Below are 15,062 nucleotides of genomic sequence, written 5' to 3' on the forward strand. Positions count from 1 at the left end.
GGCTATTTTTATGGCGGCCGAACGACAGGCCGCGGCGTGAGATGCCGCGACCGGGTCCGGTCTCAGAAAACGTGGCGTAGCAGAAAGAAGAGGCTCCCCGCGAGCGTGATCGCTGCCGGCAGCGTCAGGACCCATGCGAGCGCCATGTTCCGGATCGTCGAGACCTGCAGGCCCGATCCGTTGGCCGCCATGGTACCGGCGACACCGCTCGACAGGATATGCGTCGTCGAGACCGGCAGCCCGTAGAGTTCGGCGAGGCCGATCGTGCCTGCGGCCACCATCTCGGCGGAGCCCCCTTGAGCGTAGGTGAGATGCGTCTTGCCGATCTTCTCGCCCACGGTGACCACGATGCGCTTCCAACCGACCATCGTGCCGAGGCCGAGTGCCAGGGCGACCGCGACCTTCACCCAGGTCGGGATATAGCGGGTGCCGTCGTTGAGGAGGCCGGAATAGGCCTTCAGGGTCTTGGTTTCCTCCACCGACAGGCTCGCACCGGCATCGCGCAGCAGGCGGATCGCATCGGAGGCGAGGTACATGTCGTTGCGCAGGTTCGGCGTCGCTGCCGCCGGCACCTGACGGATCGCGCCATGCTTCTGGACCGAGGACGCAATATCGTCGGAGAGCGAGGCGAGCGCGGCATAGACCTGAGGCTGGTTCAGGTCCTTGGTGCGCAAGGCCTCGGCGACCTGAATGCGGGCGGAAGCGGGCTCGGGCAATCCCCGCCCGTCGGCGTGGGCCTGAAACACGGCGCTGGCCCCGTGAGATTGCTCCACGAAGACCGGGGTCATGTCGTCCGACATGGTGCGGTTGAGGGCGTAGGCGGTCGGCGCTGCGCCGATGAGAATGAGCATGATGAGCCCCATGCCCTTCTGCCCGTCATTGCCGCCGTGGAAGAACGATACGAGGGTGCAGGTGGAGATCAGCACGCCACGGATCCAGAGAGGGGGAGGGGTCTCGCCCTTGGGCGCCTCGTAGAGATCCTTGCGTTTGATCAGGGCCTTCATGGCGAGGAGCAGCCCCGCCGCCATCACGAAGCCGAGGACCGGTGAGATCAGCAAACCCTGAAGCACCTTGAAGGCCTGCGACCACTCAACGCCCGACGTACCGTGGCCATCCGAGGCCATGAGCTGATTGGCGAGACCGACGCCGATCACCGAGCCGATGAGGGCGTGCGAGGAGGAATTCGGCAGGCCGAGCGCCCAGGTGCCGAGGTTCCACAAAATCGCGGCGATGAGGAGCGAGAAGATCATCGCATACCCCGCCCCAGAGCCGACCTGAAGGATCAACTCCACGGGAAGGAGGGTGACGATGGCATAGGCGACCGCGCCGGAAGACAGCATGACGCCGAGGAAGTTGAAGAAGCCGGACCAGACCACCGCCGCGAGCGGCGGCATGGAGTGGGTATAGATCACGGTCGCCACGGCATTGGCGGTATCGTGGAAGCCGTTCACGAATTCGAAGGCGAGGGCGATCAGCAGCGCCAGCGCCAGAAGGGCGAAGGCACCGATGGCCAGAGGCGTTTCGCCGACGGCGTTCATATCCTGGATCAGGCTGAACAGGGCGTAGGCGAGACCCGCCACGAGGACCGCCAGAAATGCGATGACGCCACCGGAATGGACCCCATGGTCGAGACGCGGTCCCGGGCGGGCATCGGCCGCCGGCAAGGCTTGTGTTGAAAGAGAATCGGACATCGGAAAGGCTCTCCGCGCGACGATGATGGTGCGGGAGCCCTCTGAGCCGATACCGTATCAGTTCCATGACAGGTCGACGTCGATGCCTGCCAAACATGCCTCGCGGCAGGCGAATCACTCGACACAGCAATGCTGGCTGCAAACGATTCGCGCGGTCGACATTCTCGAAAAAGAAAGAGGTTGAGCGCTAAGGAGGGTGAGCTTCGTCGTTCACCTCACCAAAAAGCGCCAATTCCTGTGCGCTGCAGCACGTTTGCGCGTCGAGACTTGTTTTAAGGGCTAAAGAACCCCAGATACAACGGCATCATGACAACGTCGTATCGTGGCCTGTTAAAAGTCACGGGACGGATCGGAAGGAACCAGGGCATCGTCGTTATGCCTCGGGGCTGAAGGACCGTCAGTTACGGCGGATTTCAATCCACGGTCCCATCGGGCGCGCGCCCGCCAGAGACGCAGATCCTGCGAGTACGTCTTACATGAATCAACTCGTTCGCCTGTCACAGATCGGCGATGCAGACGCCATTGCCGAACCGTCGGCCGAACTGCGCGTGCCTTTCGCACAGTCGGGTGCCTTCGTGTGCAAGTTCATCATCGGCGAGCCGAACGATCGTGCGGTCTGCTGCGGCGCACCGGCGCCGGACGGCAAGAGCTGGTGTGCATTCCACCGCCGCATCGTCTTCGAGCCGGCGCGCCCCGGCCGACTTCGCTAAACCGTCGATCCTCGACTTTATCTCTACGATGCCTCGCCGGCTCGATCCGGCGGGGCATTTCGCGTGAGCGGATGCCGCCGGCTAAACTCCGATCGTGAGCCCGCCGATGCAGGCTCGTCCGGAACGATCACTCTTCGGGATCGTCCCGATCTTCCGGCTCGCGGATGGTCTCGAACGAGCGCCCGCGCAAGCTGTTCAGATCACCGGCGCGGACGACGAGATAACCGGCCTCTCGTGCCTGCCGGAGTCGAGCAGCCCGGTAATCCGTGAAGCCCTCGTCTCGACGGCGATAGACAGGGATTTCGTCCGAGGTATAGCCGTAACGAAAGCCGGACGCTTCCACGTAGGACGGCTGATAGGCACGGACGGTCCAGGATTGCGCCCGCGCGATCCGAGCGACGGGAGGCCTGACGGCAACGGCTCGGATGCCCTGGCGATCGGCCGGCACGACGCGCCGGGCGATCTTGGGTGAGGATACCTTCCTGATCGCCTGCCGGTTCGCCGTCGCCGACCGGGTTCTGCCAGCCACGTCGCGGCGAATCCGAGGACCCTGTCCTCCACTGGCCGCGACGTCCGCCTTTCGGACCTCTTGCGGCTTGGTCTCCTCGCGGCCGACGACGGGCGAGGGCGCCGCCTTGCGTTCGGGCGGATCGGTCCATGTCCGTCCCGCCGGTGCGGGCGTCGCGTCCTCGGCAGAAGCGGGGTTCGCGAACAACGTGGCGCCGAGCGCCAGAATGCCGATCGATGAGACGATGGCGGAAAACCGATGATTCTGGACTGCCATCGACCCTCTCCAGGCTGGTGCCGAGAGATCGGATGCGAAACAGCGATCCATCTCCGCACTCGCCGCACCGCAATTGAAGGCGGACGGTCGAAAGAGCTTAACGAAACCTTATGATCGCGTCCACGATGCTGTGCCAAACCGCGATGGATTTGAAGCTTCGACCCGTCGCGGCTTGACCGGGTCATTCGGCCGGCTCATTCCGCACGGTGATGAAGGTTCGCTTGCGAAGCGAATGCGGGGCTTTAGCTCAGCGTGGCATCGGTGGGCCCGTTTCCGGCCAGCACCCGATGGGCCCTTTCGCGGTCGAGATCCCCCTCCCAGGCGGCGACCACGACGGTGGCGACGCAATTGCCGACGAGGTTGCCGACCGCGCGAGCCATGCCGACGAACCAATCCACCGACAGGACCAGGACGAGGCCGATCGCCGGAATGCTCGGCACCGCATTGAGGGTCGCGGCCAGGATCACGATGGCCGAGCCCGGCACGCCGTGGGCGCCCTTAGAGGTGACGAGTGAGATGCCGAGCACCAGCAGGAGGTCGCCGAAGCTCAGCGGCGTGTTCGTCGCCTGCGCGATGAAGACCACGGCGAGGGTGAGATAGATCGAGAAGGCGTCGAGGTTGAAGGAATAGCCGGTGGGCACCACGAGGCCGACGACCGAATCCTTGACGCCGAGATGCTCGAGCTTGCGCATGATCTGCGGCAGCACCGCATCGGAGGAGGCCGTCGCCAGGACGATGGTCAGCTCCTCGCGTAGATAAGCGAGGAATTTGAAGATGTTGATCCCGACCAGCGCCATCACGCCACCGAGCACGACCACGACGAAGAAGAAGACCGCCACGTAGAACAAGGCGACGAGCGACACGAGTTGCTGCAGCGAACCGATTCCGTAGCGACCCACCGTGTAGGCGACGGCGCCGAGGACGCCGAGGGGCGCCAGCCGCACGATGAGCCCCATCGCCTTGAACAGGACGGTGGAGAGAGCCTCGATCAGACCGGTGACGCGGGCACCCGCCTCTCCGCCGACAAGAGCCAGGCTGATGCCGAAGATGATGGCGAAGAACAGCACTTGGAGGACGTCGTTGCGGGCCAGCGCATCGAAGGAGGTGGTGGGTATGATGTTGAGGATGAAGCTGGAGAGGCCGCCGCCCTGGAGCTTGTGCGCGTTCTCAGCGTAGGTGTTGAGCGCCTTCGGATCGAGAGTCGAGGTATCGATGTTCATGCCGTGGCCGGGGCCGAACAGGTAGGCCAGAATCAGACCGAGGGCCAAGGCCACCGTGGTCATGACCTCGAAATAGACCAGCGCCTTCACCCCGACCCGGCCGACCTTCTTGAGGTCGCCCGCTCCGGCGATTCCGTGGACGACGACACAGAAGACGATCGGCGCCACGATCATCGAGATCAGCTTGAGAAAGCCGTCGCTGAACACCTTCAGGCCTTGGGCGAAGCCGGGGGCGACCATGCCGAGGACGATACCGAGGATCAGCGCCACGACCACCTGGAAGAACAGCGATGTGTAGAGCGGCGCGCGGGTCGCGGGGACCGCAGTGGAGAAGGCGGCAGTCGACATTGGTTCGGTCCACGCACGAGATCGGAGGTCGCAGCAAGGGCCGTGCCGATCAAAACCGGTTGCCGTCCGGGCTCGGCCGACACACATGGCTACCGACCCGAAGGCGAAGGCGACCTCGCCCATGCGATCTTCGTCGGCAACGGTCGGCCGGGATTTCCCCTGTAGAGCTCCACAATCGCCCCGGCGTGGAGAGGAGAAACGCCATGAGACGATTCCTGTCGGTCCTCGCCCTGGTGGGCGGCGTCGCACCCGCCCTCGCACAGGCCCCGACTGCTGCGCCACCGGCTCCTGCGGCAGCCGCACCCGCGACTTCGGCCGCTCCGCAGACCTACGAGAGCAAGGTCGTCAACGGGAAGGGTGAACCGATCGGAACGATCGCCATCCGCGATGGGGCGAGCGCGTTGGTGCTGCGTCTGGCAATCCAACCCGGCGGCCTGCCCCCGGGCTGGCACGGCATCCACTTCCACGCCGTGGCCGATTGCTCGGACATGGAAAAGTTCGAGAAGTCGAAGGCCCACGTGAACCACGACCAGAGCAAGCACGGCCTGCTCAACCCGGAAGGTCCCGACGAAGGCGACCTGCCGAACGTCTATGCCAATGCGGACGGTTCGGTGAATGCGGAAGTGTCGAGCGAGACGCCGCTCACGGGGGAGGGCGGATTGAAGGATGCCGACGGATCGGCCCTGATCATCCACGCCAATGCGGACGACCATACCAGCCAGCCCATCGGCGGTGCGGGTGCCCGGATCGCCTGCTCGGTGATCAAGTAATCCACCCTCGCATCCTCGACCCATGGCTGCGAGGCAAGGCTTAGAGGCACGGCTTCGAGGGGATACGACGGCCGAGACGGACATCAGGGCGACCGCATGAGCGGGCGCCTTGTGTCTTGTCTGGCTCAGCGCTGAAAGGTCAGCGCTGAGCCTTGCCGATGCTCACGAGCTTGGCGCCGGACCGTGCCTTCTGTTCCGGCAAGGTGGCCATGACGGTCTTGACGATGCTGTCGGCGTCGAGGCCGGCTTCGGCGTACATCGTGTCCGGGTTGTTGTGGTCCTGGTACAGGTCCGGCAGCGTCAGCGTCCGCACCCGCACCCGGCCCGCATCCAGCGCGCCCTTCTCCGACAGGAGATGCAGCACCATCGCGCCGAAGCCGCCGACCGAACCCTCTTCCAGGGTGATCAGGACCTCGTGGGAGGCGGCCAGATCCAGGATCAGCGCCTCGTCGAGCGGCTTGGCGAAGCGCGCATCCGCCACCGTCACGGCGATGCCGGCGCTCTCCAGCTGGTCGGCCGCCTTCAGCGCCTCGCCGAGGCGCGTGCCGAGGCTGAGCAGCGCCACGCGGGCCCCCTCGGGGCGCCGCACGATCCGGCCCTTGCCGACCGGCAGCGGTACGCCGCGCTCGGGCAGGTCGACGCCCACACCCTCGCCGCGCGGATAGCGCAGGGCGATCGGGCCGCTGTCATGGGCGTGCGCCGTGGCCACCATATGCACCAGCTCGGCCTCGTCCGAGGCCGCCATCACCGTCATGTTCGGCAGGCAGCACAGATAGGCGAGATCGAACGCGCCCGCATGGGTCGCGCCGTCCGCCCCCACCAGGCCGGCCCGGTCGAGGCAGAACCGCACCGGCAGGTTCTGCAGCGCCACATCGTGCACGACCTGGTCGTAGGCCCGCTGCAGGAAGGTCGAGTAGATCGCCACGAACGGCTTGTAGCCCTCCGTCGCCAACCCGCCGGCGAAAGTCACCGCGTGCTGCTCGGCGATGCCGACATCGAAGGTCCGGTCGGGATGCGCCTTGCCGAACAGGTCGATGCCCGTGCCGCCCGGCATCGCGGCGGTGATCGCCACCACCTTGTCGTCGGCATCCGCCGCCTTGATCAGGCTCTCGCCGAAGACGCGGGTATAGGCCGGCGCGTTCGGCTTGGCCTTGGCCTGCACCCCCGACAGCACGTCGAACTTGACGACGCCGTGGTAGCGGTCGGCCGAGGCCTCCGCCGGCGCGTAGCCCTTGCCCTTCCGGGTCACCACGTGGAGCAGGATCGGGCCCTCATCCGAATCGCGCACGTTCTTCAGGATCGGCAGGAGATGGTCGAGATTGTGCCCGTCGACCGGGCCGACATAGTGGAAGCCCATCTCCTCGAACATCGTGCCGCCGCCCACCACCAGCGAGCGGGCATATTCCTCAGCCGCCGCGGCGCGCTGGTAGAGTGCCTTCGGCAGGAGCTTGCCGAGCTGCTTGGCGGTCTCGCGCAGGGAGCGATAGGTCCCGCCCGAGGCCAGGCGCGCGAAATAGGCCGACATCGCCCCCACCGGCGGGGCGATCGACATGTCGTTGTCGTTGAGGATCACGATCAGGCGCGAATGCAGCGCGCCGGCATTGTTCATCGCCTCGTAGGCCATGCCCGCCGACATCGAGCCGTCGCCGATCACCGCCACCATGTTGCGGCGCTTGGGTGCGGGCGCGCCCTTGGCCTTGGCCGACGCCTCGTCGAGATCGCGCCCCACCGCCATGCCCAACGCCGCCGAGATCGAGGTCGAGGAATGCGCTGCGCCGAACGGGTCGTAGACGCTCTCCGAACGCTTGGTGAAGCCCGACAGCCCGCCCGGCTGGCGCAGGGTCCGGATCCGGTCGCGCCGCCCCGTCAGGATCTTGTGCGGATAGGCCTGGTGACCGACATCCCACACGATCCGGTCGTCGGGCGTGTCGAACACGTGATGCAACGCCACCGTCAGCTCGACCACGCCGAGACCCGACCCGAGGTGACCGCCCGTCACCGACACCGCGTCGATCATCTCAAGACGCACCGCGTCCGCCACACCCTGGAGCGCGCTCTCCGGAAGCGCACGAAGAGAAGACGGCTCGTCAAGCCCGTCGAGGATCGAGGTTTCTATCCGTGACACCGAAGCAACCTCACGCCCGGAGGAAAGACATGCGCGCAAAGATTTGCGGCAGATGAATATTCTTTAGAGAACCGAGACGCATCGCGACCTCTCGGCCTCAACCGACATCGAGGGGAGCGACGCCCGCCGCCCGCCCGTCGGGACCCAGCGTGATCGTCTGAATCCGGGCCTCTGCCTTGCGCAGCAGGCCCTCGCAATGCCGCTTCAAGGCCTCGCCGCGCTCGTAGATCGCGACCGATTCGTCGAGGGGCACATCGCCCTTCTCAAGACGCCGCACGATCTCTTCGAGCTGTTCGAGCGCCTTCTCGAACGGCAGGTCGAGGCCCTCGTCGGACGCCTTCGAATCGGTTGTCGCCGCCACGGCAGATCGCGCTGCGGTCATCTCAGGTTACCCCTCATCCTGCCGGTCTAAGCCTGCGTGCGCCTGCCCGACAAGCCCAAGGGGGCGTGGGCTGCCCCATGCGGCGGCACTTCGTCAAGGGTGGCGTCGTTTCGGCCACACTGAATTCCTGCCATTCTCGACCTGGGGGGGGGAGCCTCGTCTCGCGTCACGCCAGGGCGAGCATGAACGGCGTTCCCTCGAACGCGTCGGCCCCTCGACCGATCCCAGCGATGGCGGCCGACATCCGCCCATCGCGCGCCAGCAGCCGGTCGGCGATCTCGACGAACAGGGCATTGGGAGTCGCCGATGGCGATGCAGCACGCAAGGCACGGGCGATCTCGGCCTCGTCCCTCTCCGGCGCCAAGGCGCAGGCGGCGATGTAGGCCGCCGCGGTGGAGCGACTGATGCCGGCATAGCAATGGATCAGGAGAGGCTGGTCCCGGTCCCAGGCGGCGGCAAAATCGAGGATGCGGCGCACATGCACCTCGCCCGGCAGGACATGCCCATCGAGGGGAGCGACGATGTCGCTGACCTCGATCACGCAGTGGCGACCTTCCCCGATGATGTCGGGCCGGGCGATCGCGGTCCCGACCTTCATCAACGTCATCAGGTGGCTGGCGCCGGTGCACGCCAGGCTGGACGTCAACTGGGATAGGGGGCAGACGTGGATATACGACATCATGAACCGGAGATAAGTGCCTGGAATCTGGCGAGGAACCGGGCTTGCGCTTCAGCGGTGGACCAGGGCTCGATCAATGCCGACACCTCCAGACCCGTTGCTTCGGGACGACCGAAGATCATGCCGGCCTCGTCCTCGGAAAAGCCCGCGAGCCTCGTCGCCTCGAGATAGGCCGCCACCGCGTCGGCGCGTTTGACGAGGCGGGCTTCCTCCTCGGTTGGATCCTGCAGGCCGAATCGCAGGCGGATCGCCGCCATCAGGCGCAGTTCCACCGTCTTGTAGGACGGGCCGATCGTCGCCTTGAACGGCGAGATGATGTCGCCGATCACATATTCCGGCGCGTCGTGCAGAAGAAGTTCGAGGCGCTGCACCCGGCTTCGACCGGGTGCCAGAACCGCGCCGAGCGCCTCCACCAGCAGAGCGTGCTGGGCCACGGAAAAGACGTGCGGCCCGGCGGTCTGGCCGTTCCAGCGCGCGACCCGGGCAAGGCCGTGGGCGATATCGGCGATCTCGATATCCTTGGGTGAGGGATCGAGGAGATCGAGGCGGCGGCCCGACAGCATCCGCTGCCAAGCGCGCGGAGCGACCGAACTCAAGGCTGGGCTCCCATGGCCGCGCAGGCCGCATGGCGGTGGCAGCCGACGAGATGGTCGTTCACCATGCCCACCGCCTGCATGAAGGCATGGACGATGGTCGGGCCGCAGAAGCTGAATCCTTCCGCCTTGAGGGCGCGAGAGATCTGGCGTGAGACCTCCGTCTCGGTGGCGATGCCGGCCCTGTCCCGCGCCTCCCCCTGAATCGGCCTGCCGCCGACGAAATCCCACAGGAACCGCGAGAAGCCCGGCCCACGCTCCTCGAGGGCGAGGAAGGCGCGGGCGCCCGCGATGGTGCCGACGATCTTGGCGCGGTTCCGGATGATGCCGGAATCCTGCATCAGACGCTCGACGTCATCCTGCGTGAACCGCGCGATGGCCTCCGGCCCGAACCCGGCGAAAGCCCGGCGGAAGCCGTCGCGGCGGCGCAGGATGGTGATCCAGGACAGGCCGGCCTGGAACCCGTCCAGGATCAGTTTTTCGTACAAGGCTCGGCCGTCATGCTCGGGCACGCCCCATTCTGTGTCGTGATAAGCGACGTAGACCGGGTCGAGCCCGGCCCACCAGCAGCGCGGGCAGCCGTCGGGATGCTGGATCAGGCCTGTGGAATCGTGCGGCATGAACGCAGCCTAACCGGAACGAATGCAGAACGCCAGACGACGGCGTCAGCCGGCCGGTGAGACTTCAGGGAAAGCGAAAGTGGCGAAGGACGGCTTCTCGACACCGAGAATCGTACCGCCGGCCCGAACCGGCTCTCCGGCGGCGACCGCGTCGGCGAGACGGTCGAGGCGCAGCATGGCGAGTCCGCGCGAACCCGAGACGCTGCCGATCGCGCCAAGCCCGCGCGGCCCGGCACTCACCTCGGCGCCTGAGATCAATGCCTCGCCCTCGGTGGAGATCACGGGGACGATGCGGGTGCGGGCGGTGCCACGATGCTGCATGCGCGACACCACTTCCTGCCCGACATAGCAACCTTTCCGAAAATCGACGCCGCCGAGTTGATCCATCAGTGCCTCGTGCGGGAAGGCTTCGCCATAGGCGAAGTCGCGACCACCCTCGGGGATGCCGAGCCCGATACGGTGCGCGTGATAATCGGCCTCCGTGGCATCCGCCGAGAACGCACCTTCGGAGAAGACGAGGCGCTCGCCCAACGAAGCGAGGCGTCCCTCGCGCAAGCGTTCGGTGTCGGCAGAGGTCTCGGCACCGTCCCATGACGCGGCGATCCCCAGCGTCGGATCGACGGCGATCGTCACCTTGGCGCGCAGGCGATAGAGCGTGAGGCGCTTGGCCAGAGCCGGGGCCTGTTCGGCGGGGCAATCCAGGCGGAAGCCGTCGCCGGAGCTCCAGATCAGGAAATCGAACAGGATCTTGCCCTGCGGGGTCAGCAGCCCGCCGAGGCGCGCCTCTCCCGGTTCGAGGGTCTCGATATTGCAGGTCACCACGCCCTGGAGAAAACTCGTGGCCTCCTCGCCCGCGATAGTCATAACGGCGCGGTCCGGCAGCAGGGCGATCGGCATGTGAACTCCTCGAACGACATCCTGCGACGCCTTCCCGGTACGCGTCATGAACGAGCATTACAGGGCGAGAGTGCAGGGCGCGGCGTTGCGCGCCGCACGAGGCTGACATAAGCCGCCGCCAGCCGTGTCTCAACGCCGATCAGGAGCGACCCCGATGGACCAGCCCTTCGATCTCCTCCTCACCGGCGGCAGGATCGTCAATCACGACGGCGAGCACGCTGCCGATCTCGGCATCAGGAACGGGCGGATCGCCGCCATCGGCGACCTGTCCCGGGCGGAGGGCGAACGCCAGGACTGCACCGGACTGCACCTGCTGCCCGGCGTCATCGACACCCAGGTCCATTTCCGCGAGCCCGGCCTCGACCACAAGGAAGACCTCGAATCGGGATCCCGCGCCGCGGTGATGGGCGGCGTCACCGCCGTCTTCGAGATGCCCAACACCAACCCGCTGACCACCAGCGCCGAGGCCCTCGCCGACAAGGTCGCGCGGGGCCACCATCGCATGCATTGCGACTTCGCCTTCTGGGTCGGCGGCACCCATGAGAACGCGACGGAGGTCGCCGCGCTCGAACGCCTGCCGGGGGCCGCCGGCATCAAGGTCTTCGTCGGCTCCTCCACCGGCGCGCTATTGGTAGAGGACGATGCCGGCGTCGCCGAGATCCTCAAGCGTACCCACCGCCGTGCCGCCTTCCATGCCGAGGACGAGCCGATGCTGCGCGAGCGCAAGGGCCTGCGGGTTCCAGGCGATCCGTCCTCGCACCCGGTCTGGCGCTCGCCCGAGGTCGCGCTGAAGGCGACGCAGCGCCTGGTGCGGATCGCGCGGGAGACCGGCGCGCGCATCCACATCCTGCACATCTCCACGGCGGAGGAGATGGTCTATCTCGCCGATCACAAGGACGTCGCCAGCGTCGAGGTGACGCCGCATCACCTCACCCTCGACGGCACCGAGGCTTATGCGCGCCTCGGTACCCTGGTGCAGATGAATCCGCCGGTGCGCGACGCCGCCCATCGCGACGGGATCTGGCATGGGCTGACACAGGGTGTCGCCGACATCCTAGGCTCGGATCACGCGCCGCATCTGCTCGAGGAGAAGGCCAAGCCCTATCCCGACTCACCCTCCGGGATGACCGGCGTACAGACTCTGGTGCCGATCATGCTCGACCACGTCGCCAACGGGCGCCTCTCCCTCGCCCGTTTCGTCGATCTGACGAGCGCCGGCCCGAAGCGCCTGTTCGGCATCAGCCGCAAGGGCCGCCTCTCGGTGGGTTACGATGCCGACGTGACGGTGGTGGATTTGAAACGCCGCGAGACCATCCGCAACGATTGGATCGCCTCGAAATGCGGCTGGACGCCCTATGACGGCGTCACCGTCACCGGCTGGCCGGTGGGCACGCTCGTGCGGGGCAAGCGCGTGATGTGGCAGGGCGAACTCGTCGGCCCATCGAGCGGGGAGGCGGTGGTCTTCGACGAGGCGTTGCCGACCGCACCGTAGCGCTCGTCCCTACCGCTTAAGCGGTGCTGCCGAAGACGACGCCGTAACAAAACGTCAACCCGCCGATGCTACCCTGAATAGCATCTGGGGTGGGGCGTATGCGGCGTAACCAAGCTTTGTCATGGATCTTTGGTGGGCTCGCGACGGCTTACGGCCTGGCGATGCCGCTCCTGCTCGGATTTCGTCTTGAGATTCTGCCGCTGGCAATCGGATTCGCAGCCATATCGCTGATGGTCGGAATCCAGCTATTTTACACGGCGATAAGACCAAACCGCATCATCGCCGACCTCCTCGGGACAACGACCGTGACATGCTGGTCTCTCGGCATGACCGGTATGATCGCCTTGGCCGCCCTGGGGACGGGCGCCCCCCTGATCGATCACCACCTCATCGCCCTCGATCGCGCGATGGGGCTCGATGCGAAGGCCTTCGTTGAATGGGTGTCCCAGTGGGACTTGGTCGTTCTGGTGCTGATGACAGCCTATGAGAGCTCGATCGCCCTCATTTTCGTGACCCTGTTCACACTCGTCCTCGCGTCTCGATCACACAGCGCGTGGCGCTTCTGCGCCTGCATCGTCGGCGCGGCGCTCGTCTGCACTCTGGCTTCGGGGATCGCTCCCGCCGTGGGAGCTTTCGAGGCACTGAACCTGTCATCCGACATCCTGGCGCGACTTCCGGACGGGGCCGGCATCTACCACCTCCACGCCTTCGAGGCGTACCGGAACGGCGCGACGAGAACCATCGACGTCACCCAGCCGGCAGGGGTGGTGACCTTTCCGTCCTTCCACACGGCCGTGGCGGTTGCGACGGCTCATGCCTGGAGGGAGATGCGCGTCCTCGCGGTGCCCGTCGCGGTCTGGAACGCCCTCGTCGTCATATCGACGGTTCCGATCGGCGGTCATTACTTCGTCGATCTCATCGCCGGGGCGGCCGTCTGTTCCGCCCTCCTTCTTCTCACCCGTGACCGGCGAAGCAAAGAGCGGACGATGCCCGAGATGAGCCCGGTCGGCATCCACATACCGGCACCGGGAGCCGCTTGACTCAACCAGGAAGCGGAAGACGCCATCCGGATCGGAAGATCCTCCCGGACCGACCGGTTTCCTGCCGCCCGTGACGGATCGAGAGATCCGACACCCAATTCATGACGCATCCGACAGGAGTTCGTCTCCCGTCGTCCCTGCATCGGCGAATCTGGAAATCAGGAGCCTAAGGCTGGCATCGACGCCCCAAAGGCATCTCTTGTCAGGGACCCGTCGAAAAATCGATACGCTTCGGCTTAATGCTGGGGCGCCGTGGTGAAGGCGCCGCCGCGGATGCGGTCCGGGAAACCCTCGGCGTAGCGCGCGGTGGCGTCCTCGCCGTAGGTCATCACCAGCTCCTGGAACGCGGCGAACAGCGCGGCCTGGGCCATGCAATCGCCGTCGAGCCCGTCGAGGCAGCCTTCCGCGAACGCTTCCGACACGTAGCCGAGGGCGGCGCGCTTGTCGTCGAGATCGGCCTCGAAAGGCGCGGGAGCGGTATCGATCTGCATGGCGAAAACATCGGTTGCGCCGAAGAATGGCCCGGCGGATATCCGAAACATAGGCCGAGGCCGGCGCGCCGGGAAGTCGGGAATTGCGAAGCGGTTAACGCGGACGGTCGAATACGACGAATTTTTCCTCAGCCCATCCCTTGTTGCCCGAACGCAACAATATTCTCACCCCCCGAACCGGCTGGCCAGGGCGTGGGACAGGCGTTCGCCCTCCACGACATAGCGGGACGCCGCTTCGTTCGCGGAAGGCGTGCAGGCTCGGTAGGTGAGGGAATAGCCGCGATAACCACGGTTATAGGCTCCGGCGAGCCGGTCCCTCCGCCCCGGCGTCACCCCCTCCGCATCCATCAGCGCCTTCATCCGGGTCGGCCATTCCGCCGCATCCGAGGCCGCGCACAGGCTGCGCAGGAAGGAGAGCGAGCCGATGATCTCGGACAGCCGCATCAGATCGCGGTCGTAGGGAGCGGGCGGCGGCTCGGCCGGAGCGGGGGGCTCCTTATCCTTCTCCGAGGATTTCTGCGCAGGTCGTGCGGAGGCCGGTCGCTGCTGCGCCGTGGCGATGTCGGGCACGCTCGACACGAATCCTGCGAGCACCAGCAGGACCGCCTGAGACGGACGTCGCTTCACACCCGACACGGTCACTCCTCGTCCTTCGCTCCCGTGCCCCTCATCCGTCAGGCTTAAACGTTCTCCCGACGATCCCGTTCTCCACAGTACCGACGAGTGAACCCGTCTCATCGGGGTCCCGCATGGTCACCGACCAGCGCGAAGGCCTCGGCCACCGTTTCCTGGAGCCCCGGCGTCGTCGCGAGATCGGCGAGCTCCTCGAGAAGGGCCCAGCGCACGTCCAGAGCCTCGGGACCGGGTGCCGGCTCTCCCGACGCCCAGAGAGCCGCATGGGGATGGACGACGTAATGGTGACGCACGCGGCCGTCCTCGGCGCGCAGGATGATCTCGGTCGGGATCAGGGACCGGACGACGATGGCCGAGACGCCGACTTCCTCGTGCAATTCGCGCAAGGCCGCCTGCGCCAGCGTCTCGCCGGCCTCGACCAGGCCACCGGGAAGGGTCCAGACCCCGCGCAGGGGCTCGTTGGCTCTCGCGGCCAGAAGCACCCGCCCGTCGCGAATGACGGCGATGGATGCGCCGACGAAGGGTCGCGCCGGGAAGAGCCGGACGTCGGAGCCGTCCTCGCTCGCTGCTTCGCTCATGATGCTCGC

The 15,062-nt window shown here is 66.3% G+C and carries 16 protein-coding genes; 4 read left to right on the top strand and 12 right to left on the bottom strand.

Annotated elements, in window-relative coordinates; all coding sequences use genetic code 11:
* Positions 1 to 62: 62 nt before the first annotated feature.
* Complete coding sequence (locus A3OK_RS0104590) at positions 63 to 1,691, bottom strand: inorganic phosphate transporter (protein WP_026596934.1); 1,629 nt, start codon at positions 1,689 to 1,691, stop codon at positions 63 to 65.
* A 476-nt stretch (positions 1,692 to 2,167) separates the two neighbouring features.
* On the opposite strand from A3OK_RS0104590, the gene A3OK_RS0104595 reads away from it, so the two are divergent.
* A complete protein-coding gene (locus tag A3OK_RS0104595) occupies positions 2,168 to 2,401 on the top strand; it encodes a GcrA family cell cycle regulator (protein ID WP_018043414.1) in 234 nt (77 codons plus the stop codon).
* 127 nt (positions 2,402 to 2,528) lie between these two features.
* On the opposite strand, the gene A3OK_RS0104600 is transcribed toward A3OK_RS0104595, so the two are convergent.
* Positions 2,529 to 3,185: a hypothetical protein gene (locus A3OK_RS0104600; RefSeq protein WP_019903759.1), complete on the bottom strand. Its 657-nt coding sequence runs from the start codon at positions 3,183 to 3,185 to the stop codon at positions 2,529 to 2,531.
* A 242-nt stretch (positions 3,186 to 3,427) separates the two neighbouring features.
* Entirely contained in the window at positions 3,428 to 4,753 is a 1,326-nt protein-coding gene (locus tag A3OK_RS0104605) for a dicarboxylate/amino acid:cation symporter (RefSeq protein ID WP_019903760.1), read from the bottom strand.
* A gap of 203 nt (positions 4,754 to 4,956) precedes the next feature.
* Between A3OK_RS0104605 and A3OK_RS0104615 the strand changes: the two genes are divergently transcribed.
* Positions 4,957 to 5,523, top strand: coding sequence for a superoxide dismutase family protein (locus A3OK_RS0104615; protein ID WP_019903762.1), 567 nt, complete (start codon positions 4,957 to 4,959; stop codon positions 5,521 to 5,523).
* A gap of 139 nt (positions 5,524 to 5,662) precedes the next feature.
* Here A3OK_RS0104615 and dxs read toward each other — a convergent pair whose 3' ends face one another.
* The 6 genes from dxs to A3OK_RS0104645 form a co-directional block, all read right to left on the bottom strand.
* On the bottom strand, positions 5,663 to 7,648 hold the full coding sequence (dxs, locus tag A3OK_RS0104620; protein WP_026596935.1) for a 1-deoxy-D-xylulose-5-phosphate synthase: 1,986 nt from the start codon (positions 7,646 to 7,648) through the stop codon (positions 5,663 to 5,665).
* 97 nt (positions 7,649 to 7,745) lie between these two features.
* Positions 7,746 to 8,030, bottom strand: a complete 285-nt coding sequence (locus tag A3OK_RS0104625; RefSeq protein WP_019903764.1) for an exodeoxyribonuclease VII small subunit — start codon at positions 8,028 to 8,030, stop codon at positions 7,746 to 7,748.
* Between the two features lie 166 nt (positions 8,031 to 8,196).
* The gene (locus tag A3OK_RS0104630) at positions 8,197 to 8,709 is read right to left on the bottom strand and encodes a protein-tyrosine-phosphatase (RefSeq protein WP_026596936.1); all 513 of its coding nucleotides are present in this window, start codon (positions 8,707 to 8,709) and stop codon (positions 8,197 to 8,199) included.
* Positions 8,709 to 9,272, bottom strand: a complete 564-nt coding sequence (locus A3OK_RS0104635) for an HD family hydrolase (RefSeq protein WP_019903766.1) — start codon at positions 9,270 to 9,272, stop codon at positions 8,709 to 8,711. Before A3OK_RS0104635 ends, A3OK_RS0104630 begins: the two co-directional genes overlap by 1 nt.
* A 29-nt stretch (positions 9,273 to 9,301) precedes the next feature.
* Entirely contained in the window at positions 9,302 to 9,922 is a 621-nt protein-coding gene (locus tag A3OK_RS0104640; RefSeq protein WP_019903767.1) for a DNA-3-methyladenine glycosylase I, read from the bottom strand.
* 45 nt (positions 9,923 to 9,967) lie between these two features.
* On the bottom strand, positions 9,968 to 10,819 hold the full coding sequence (locus A3OK_RS0104645) for a folate-binding protein YgfZ (protein ID WP_019903768.1): 852 nt from the start codon (positions 10,817 to 10,819) through the stop codon (positions 9,968 to 9,970).
* Positions 10,820 to 10,973: 154 nt separating this feature from the next.
* On the opposite strand from A3OK_RS0104645, the gene A3OK_RS0104650 reads away from it, so the two are divergent.
* On the top strand, positions 10,974 to 12,311 hold the full coding sequence (locus A3OK_RS0104650) for a dihydroorotase (RefSeq protein ID WP_019903769.1): 1,338 nt from the start codon (positions 10,974 to 10,976) through the stop codon (positions 12,309 to 12,311).
* Positions 12,312 to 12,637: 326 nt separating this feature from the next.
* Positions 12,638 to 13,351, top strand: coding sequence for a phosphatase PAP2 family protein (locus A3OK_RS0104655; protein ID WP_196805423.1), 714 nt, complete (start codon positions 12,638 to 12,640; stop codon positions 13,349 to 13,351).
* Between the two features lie 236 nt (positions 13,352 to 13,587).
* Here the strand turns inward: A3OK_RS0104655 and A3OK_RS0104660 are convergent, their stop codons facing one another.
* The 3 genes from A3OK_RS0104660 to A3OK_RS0104670 all read right to left on the bottom strand — a co-directional run bounded on the left by A3OK_RS0104660 (position 13,588) and on the right by A3OK_RS0104670 (position 15,053).
* The gene (locus tag A3OK_RS0104660; protein ID WP_019903771.1) at positions 13,588 to 13,842 is read right to left on the bottom strand and encodes a hypothetical protein; all 255 of its coding nucleotides are present in this window, start codon (positions 13,840 to 13,842) and stop codon (positions 13,588 to 13,590) included.
* 165 nt (positions 13,843 to 14,007) lie between these two features.
* A complete protein-coding gene (locus tag A3OK_RS0104665; protein WP_245259413.1) occupies positions 14,008 to 14,421 on the bottom strand; it encodes a TIGR02301 family protein in 414 nt (137 codons plus the stop codon).
* A 155-nt stretch (positions 14,422 to 14,576) separates the two neighbouring features.
* Positions 14,577 to 15,053 (bottom strand): NUDIX hydrolase, encoded by a 477-nt coding sequence (locus A3OK_RS0104670; RefSeq protein ID WP_019903773.1) that lies wholly within the window; start codon positions 15,051 to 15,053, stop codon positions 14,577 to 14,579.
* Positions 15,054 to 15,062 lie beyond the last annotated feature (9 nt).

It is taken from the genome of Methylobacterium sp. 77, from assembly GCF_000372825.1.
Classification (GTDB): Bacteria; Pseudomonadota; Alphaproteobacteria; order Rhizobiales; family Beijerinckiaceae; genus Methylobacterium.

What these genes read in the sequence shown, in the direction of transcription:
- A3OK_RS0104655 (WP_196805423.1), top strand. Translation starts at nt 12,638, where the DNA reads ATGACCGGTATGATCGCCTTGGCCGCCCTGGGGACGGGCGCCCCCCTG.
- A3OK_RS0104600 (WP_019903759.1), bottom strand. Translation starts at nt 3,185, where the DNA reads ATGGCAGTCCAGAATCATCGGTTTTCCGCCATCGTCTCATCGATCGGC.
- A3OK_RS0104595 (WP_018043414.1), top strand. Translation starts at nt 2,168, where the DNA reads ATGAATCAACTCGTTCGCCTGTCACAGATCGGCGATGCAGACGCCATT.
- A3OK_RS0104630 (WP_026596936.1), bottom strand. Translation starts at nt 8,709, where the DNA reads ATGTCGTATATCCACGTCTGCCCCCTATCCCAGTTGACGTCCAGCCTG.
- A3OK_RS0104625 (WP_019903764.1), bottom strand. Translation starts at nt 8,030, where the DNA reads ATGACCGCAGCGCGATCTGCCGTGGCGGCGACAACCGATTCGAAGGCG.
- A3OK_RS0104590 (WP_026596934.1), bottom strand. Translation starts at nt 1,691, where the DNA reads ATGTCCGATTCTCTTTCAACACAAGCCTTGCCGGCGGCCGATGCCCGC.
- A3OK_RS0104670 (WP_019903773.1), bottom strand. Translation starts at nt 15,053, where the DNA reads ATGAGCGAAGCAGCGAGCGAGGACGGCTCCGACGTCCGGCTCTTCCCG.
- A3OK_RS0104660 (WP_019903771.1), bottom strand. Translation starts at nt 13,842, where the DNA reads ATGCAGATCGATACCGCTCCCGCGCCTTTCGAGGCCGATCTCGACGAC.
- A3OK_RS0104650 (WP_019903769.1), top strand. Translation starts at nt 10,974, where the DNA reads ATGGACCAGCCCTTCGATCTCCTCCTCACCGGCGGCAGGATCGTCAAT.
- A3OK_RS0104635 (WP_019903766.1), bottom strand. Translation starts at nt 9,272, where the DNA reads ATGCTGTCGGGCCGCCGCCTCGATCTCCTCGATCCCTCACCCAAGGAT.
- A3OK_RS0104640 (WP_019903767.1), bottom strand. Translation starts at nt 9,922, where the DNA reads ATGCCGCACGATTCCACAGGCCTGATCCAGCATCCCGACGGCTGCCCG.
- A3OK_RS0104615 (WP_019903762.1), top strand. Translation starts at nt 4,957, where the DNA reads ATGAGACGATTCCTGTCGGTCCTCGCCCTGGTGGGCGGCGTCGCACCC.
- A3OK_RS0104605 (WP_019903760.1), bottom strand. Translation starts at nt 4,753, where the DNA reads ATGTCGACTGCCGCCTTCTCCACTGCGGTCCCCGCGACCCGCGCGCCG.
- A3OK_RS0104645 (WP_019903768.1), bottom strand. Translation starts at nt 10,819, where the DNA reads ATGCCGATCGCCCTGCTGCCGGACCGCGCCGTTATGACTATCGCGGGC.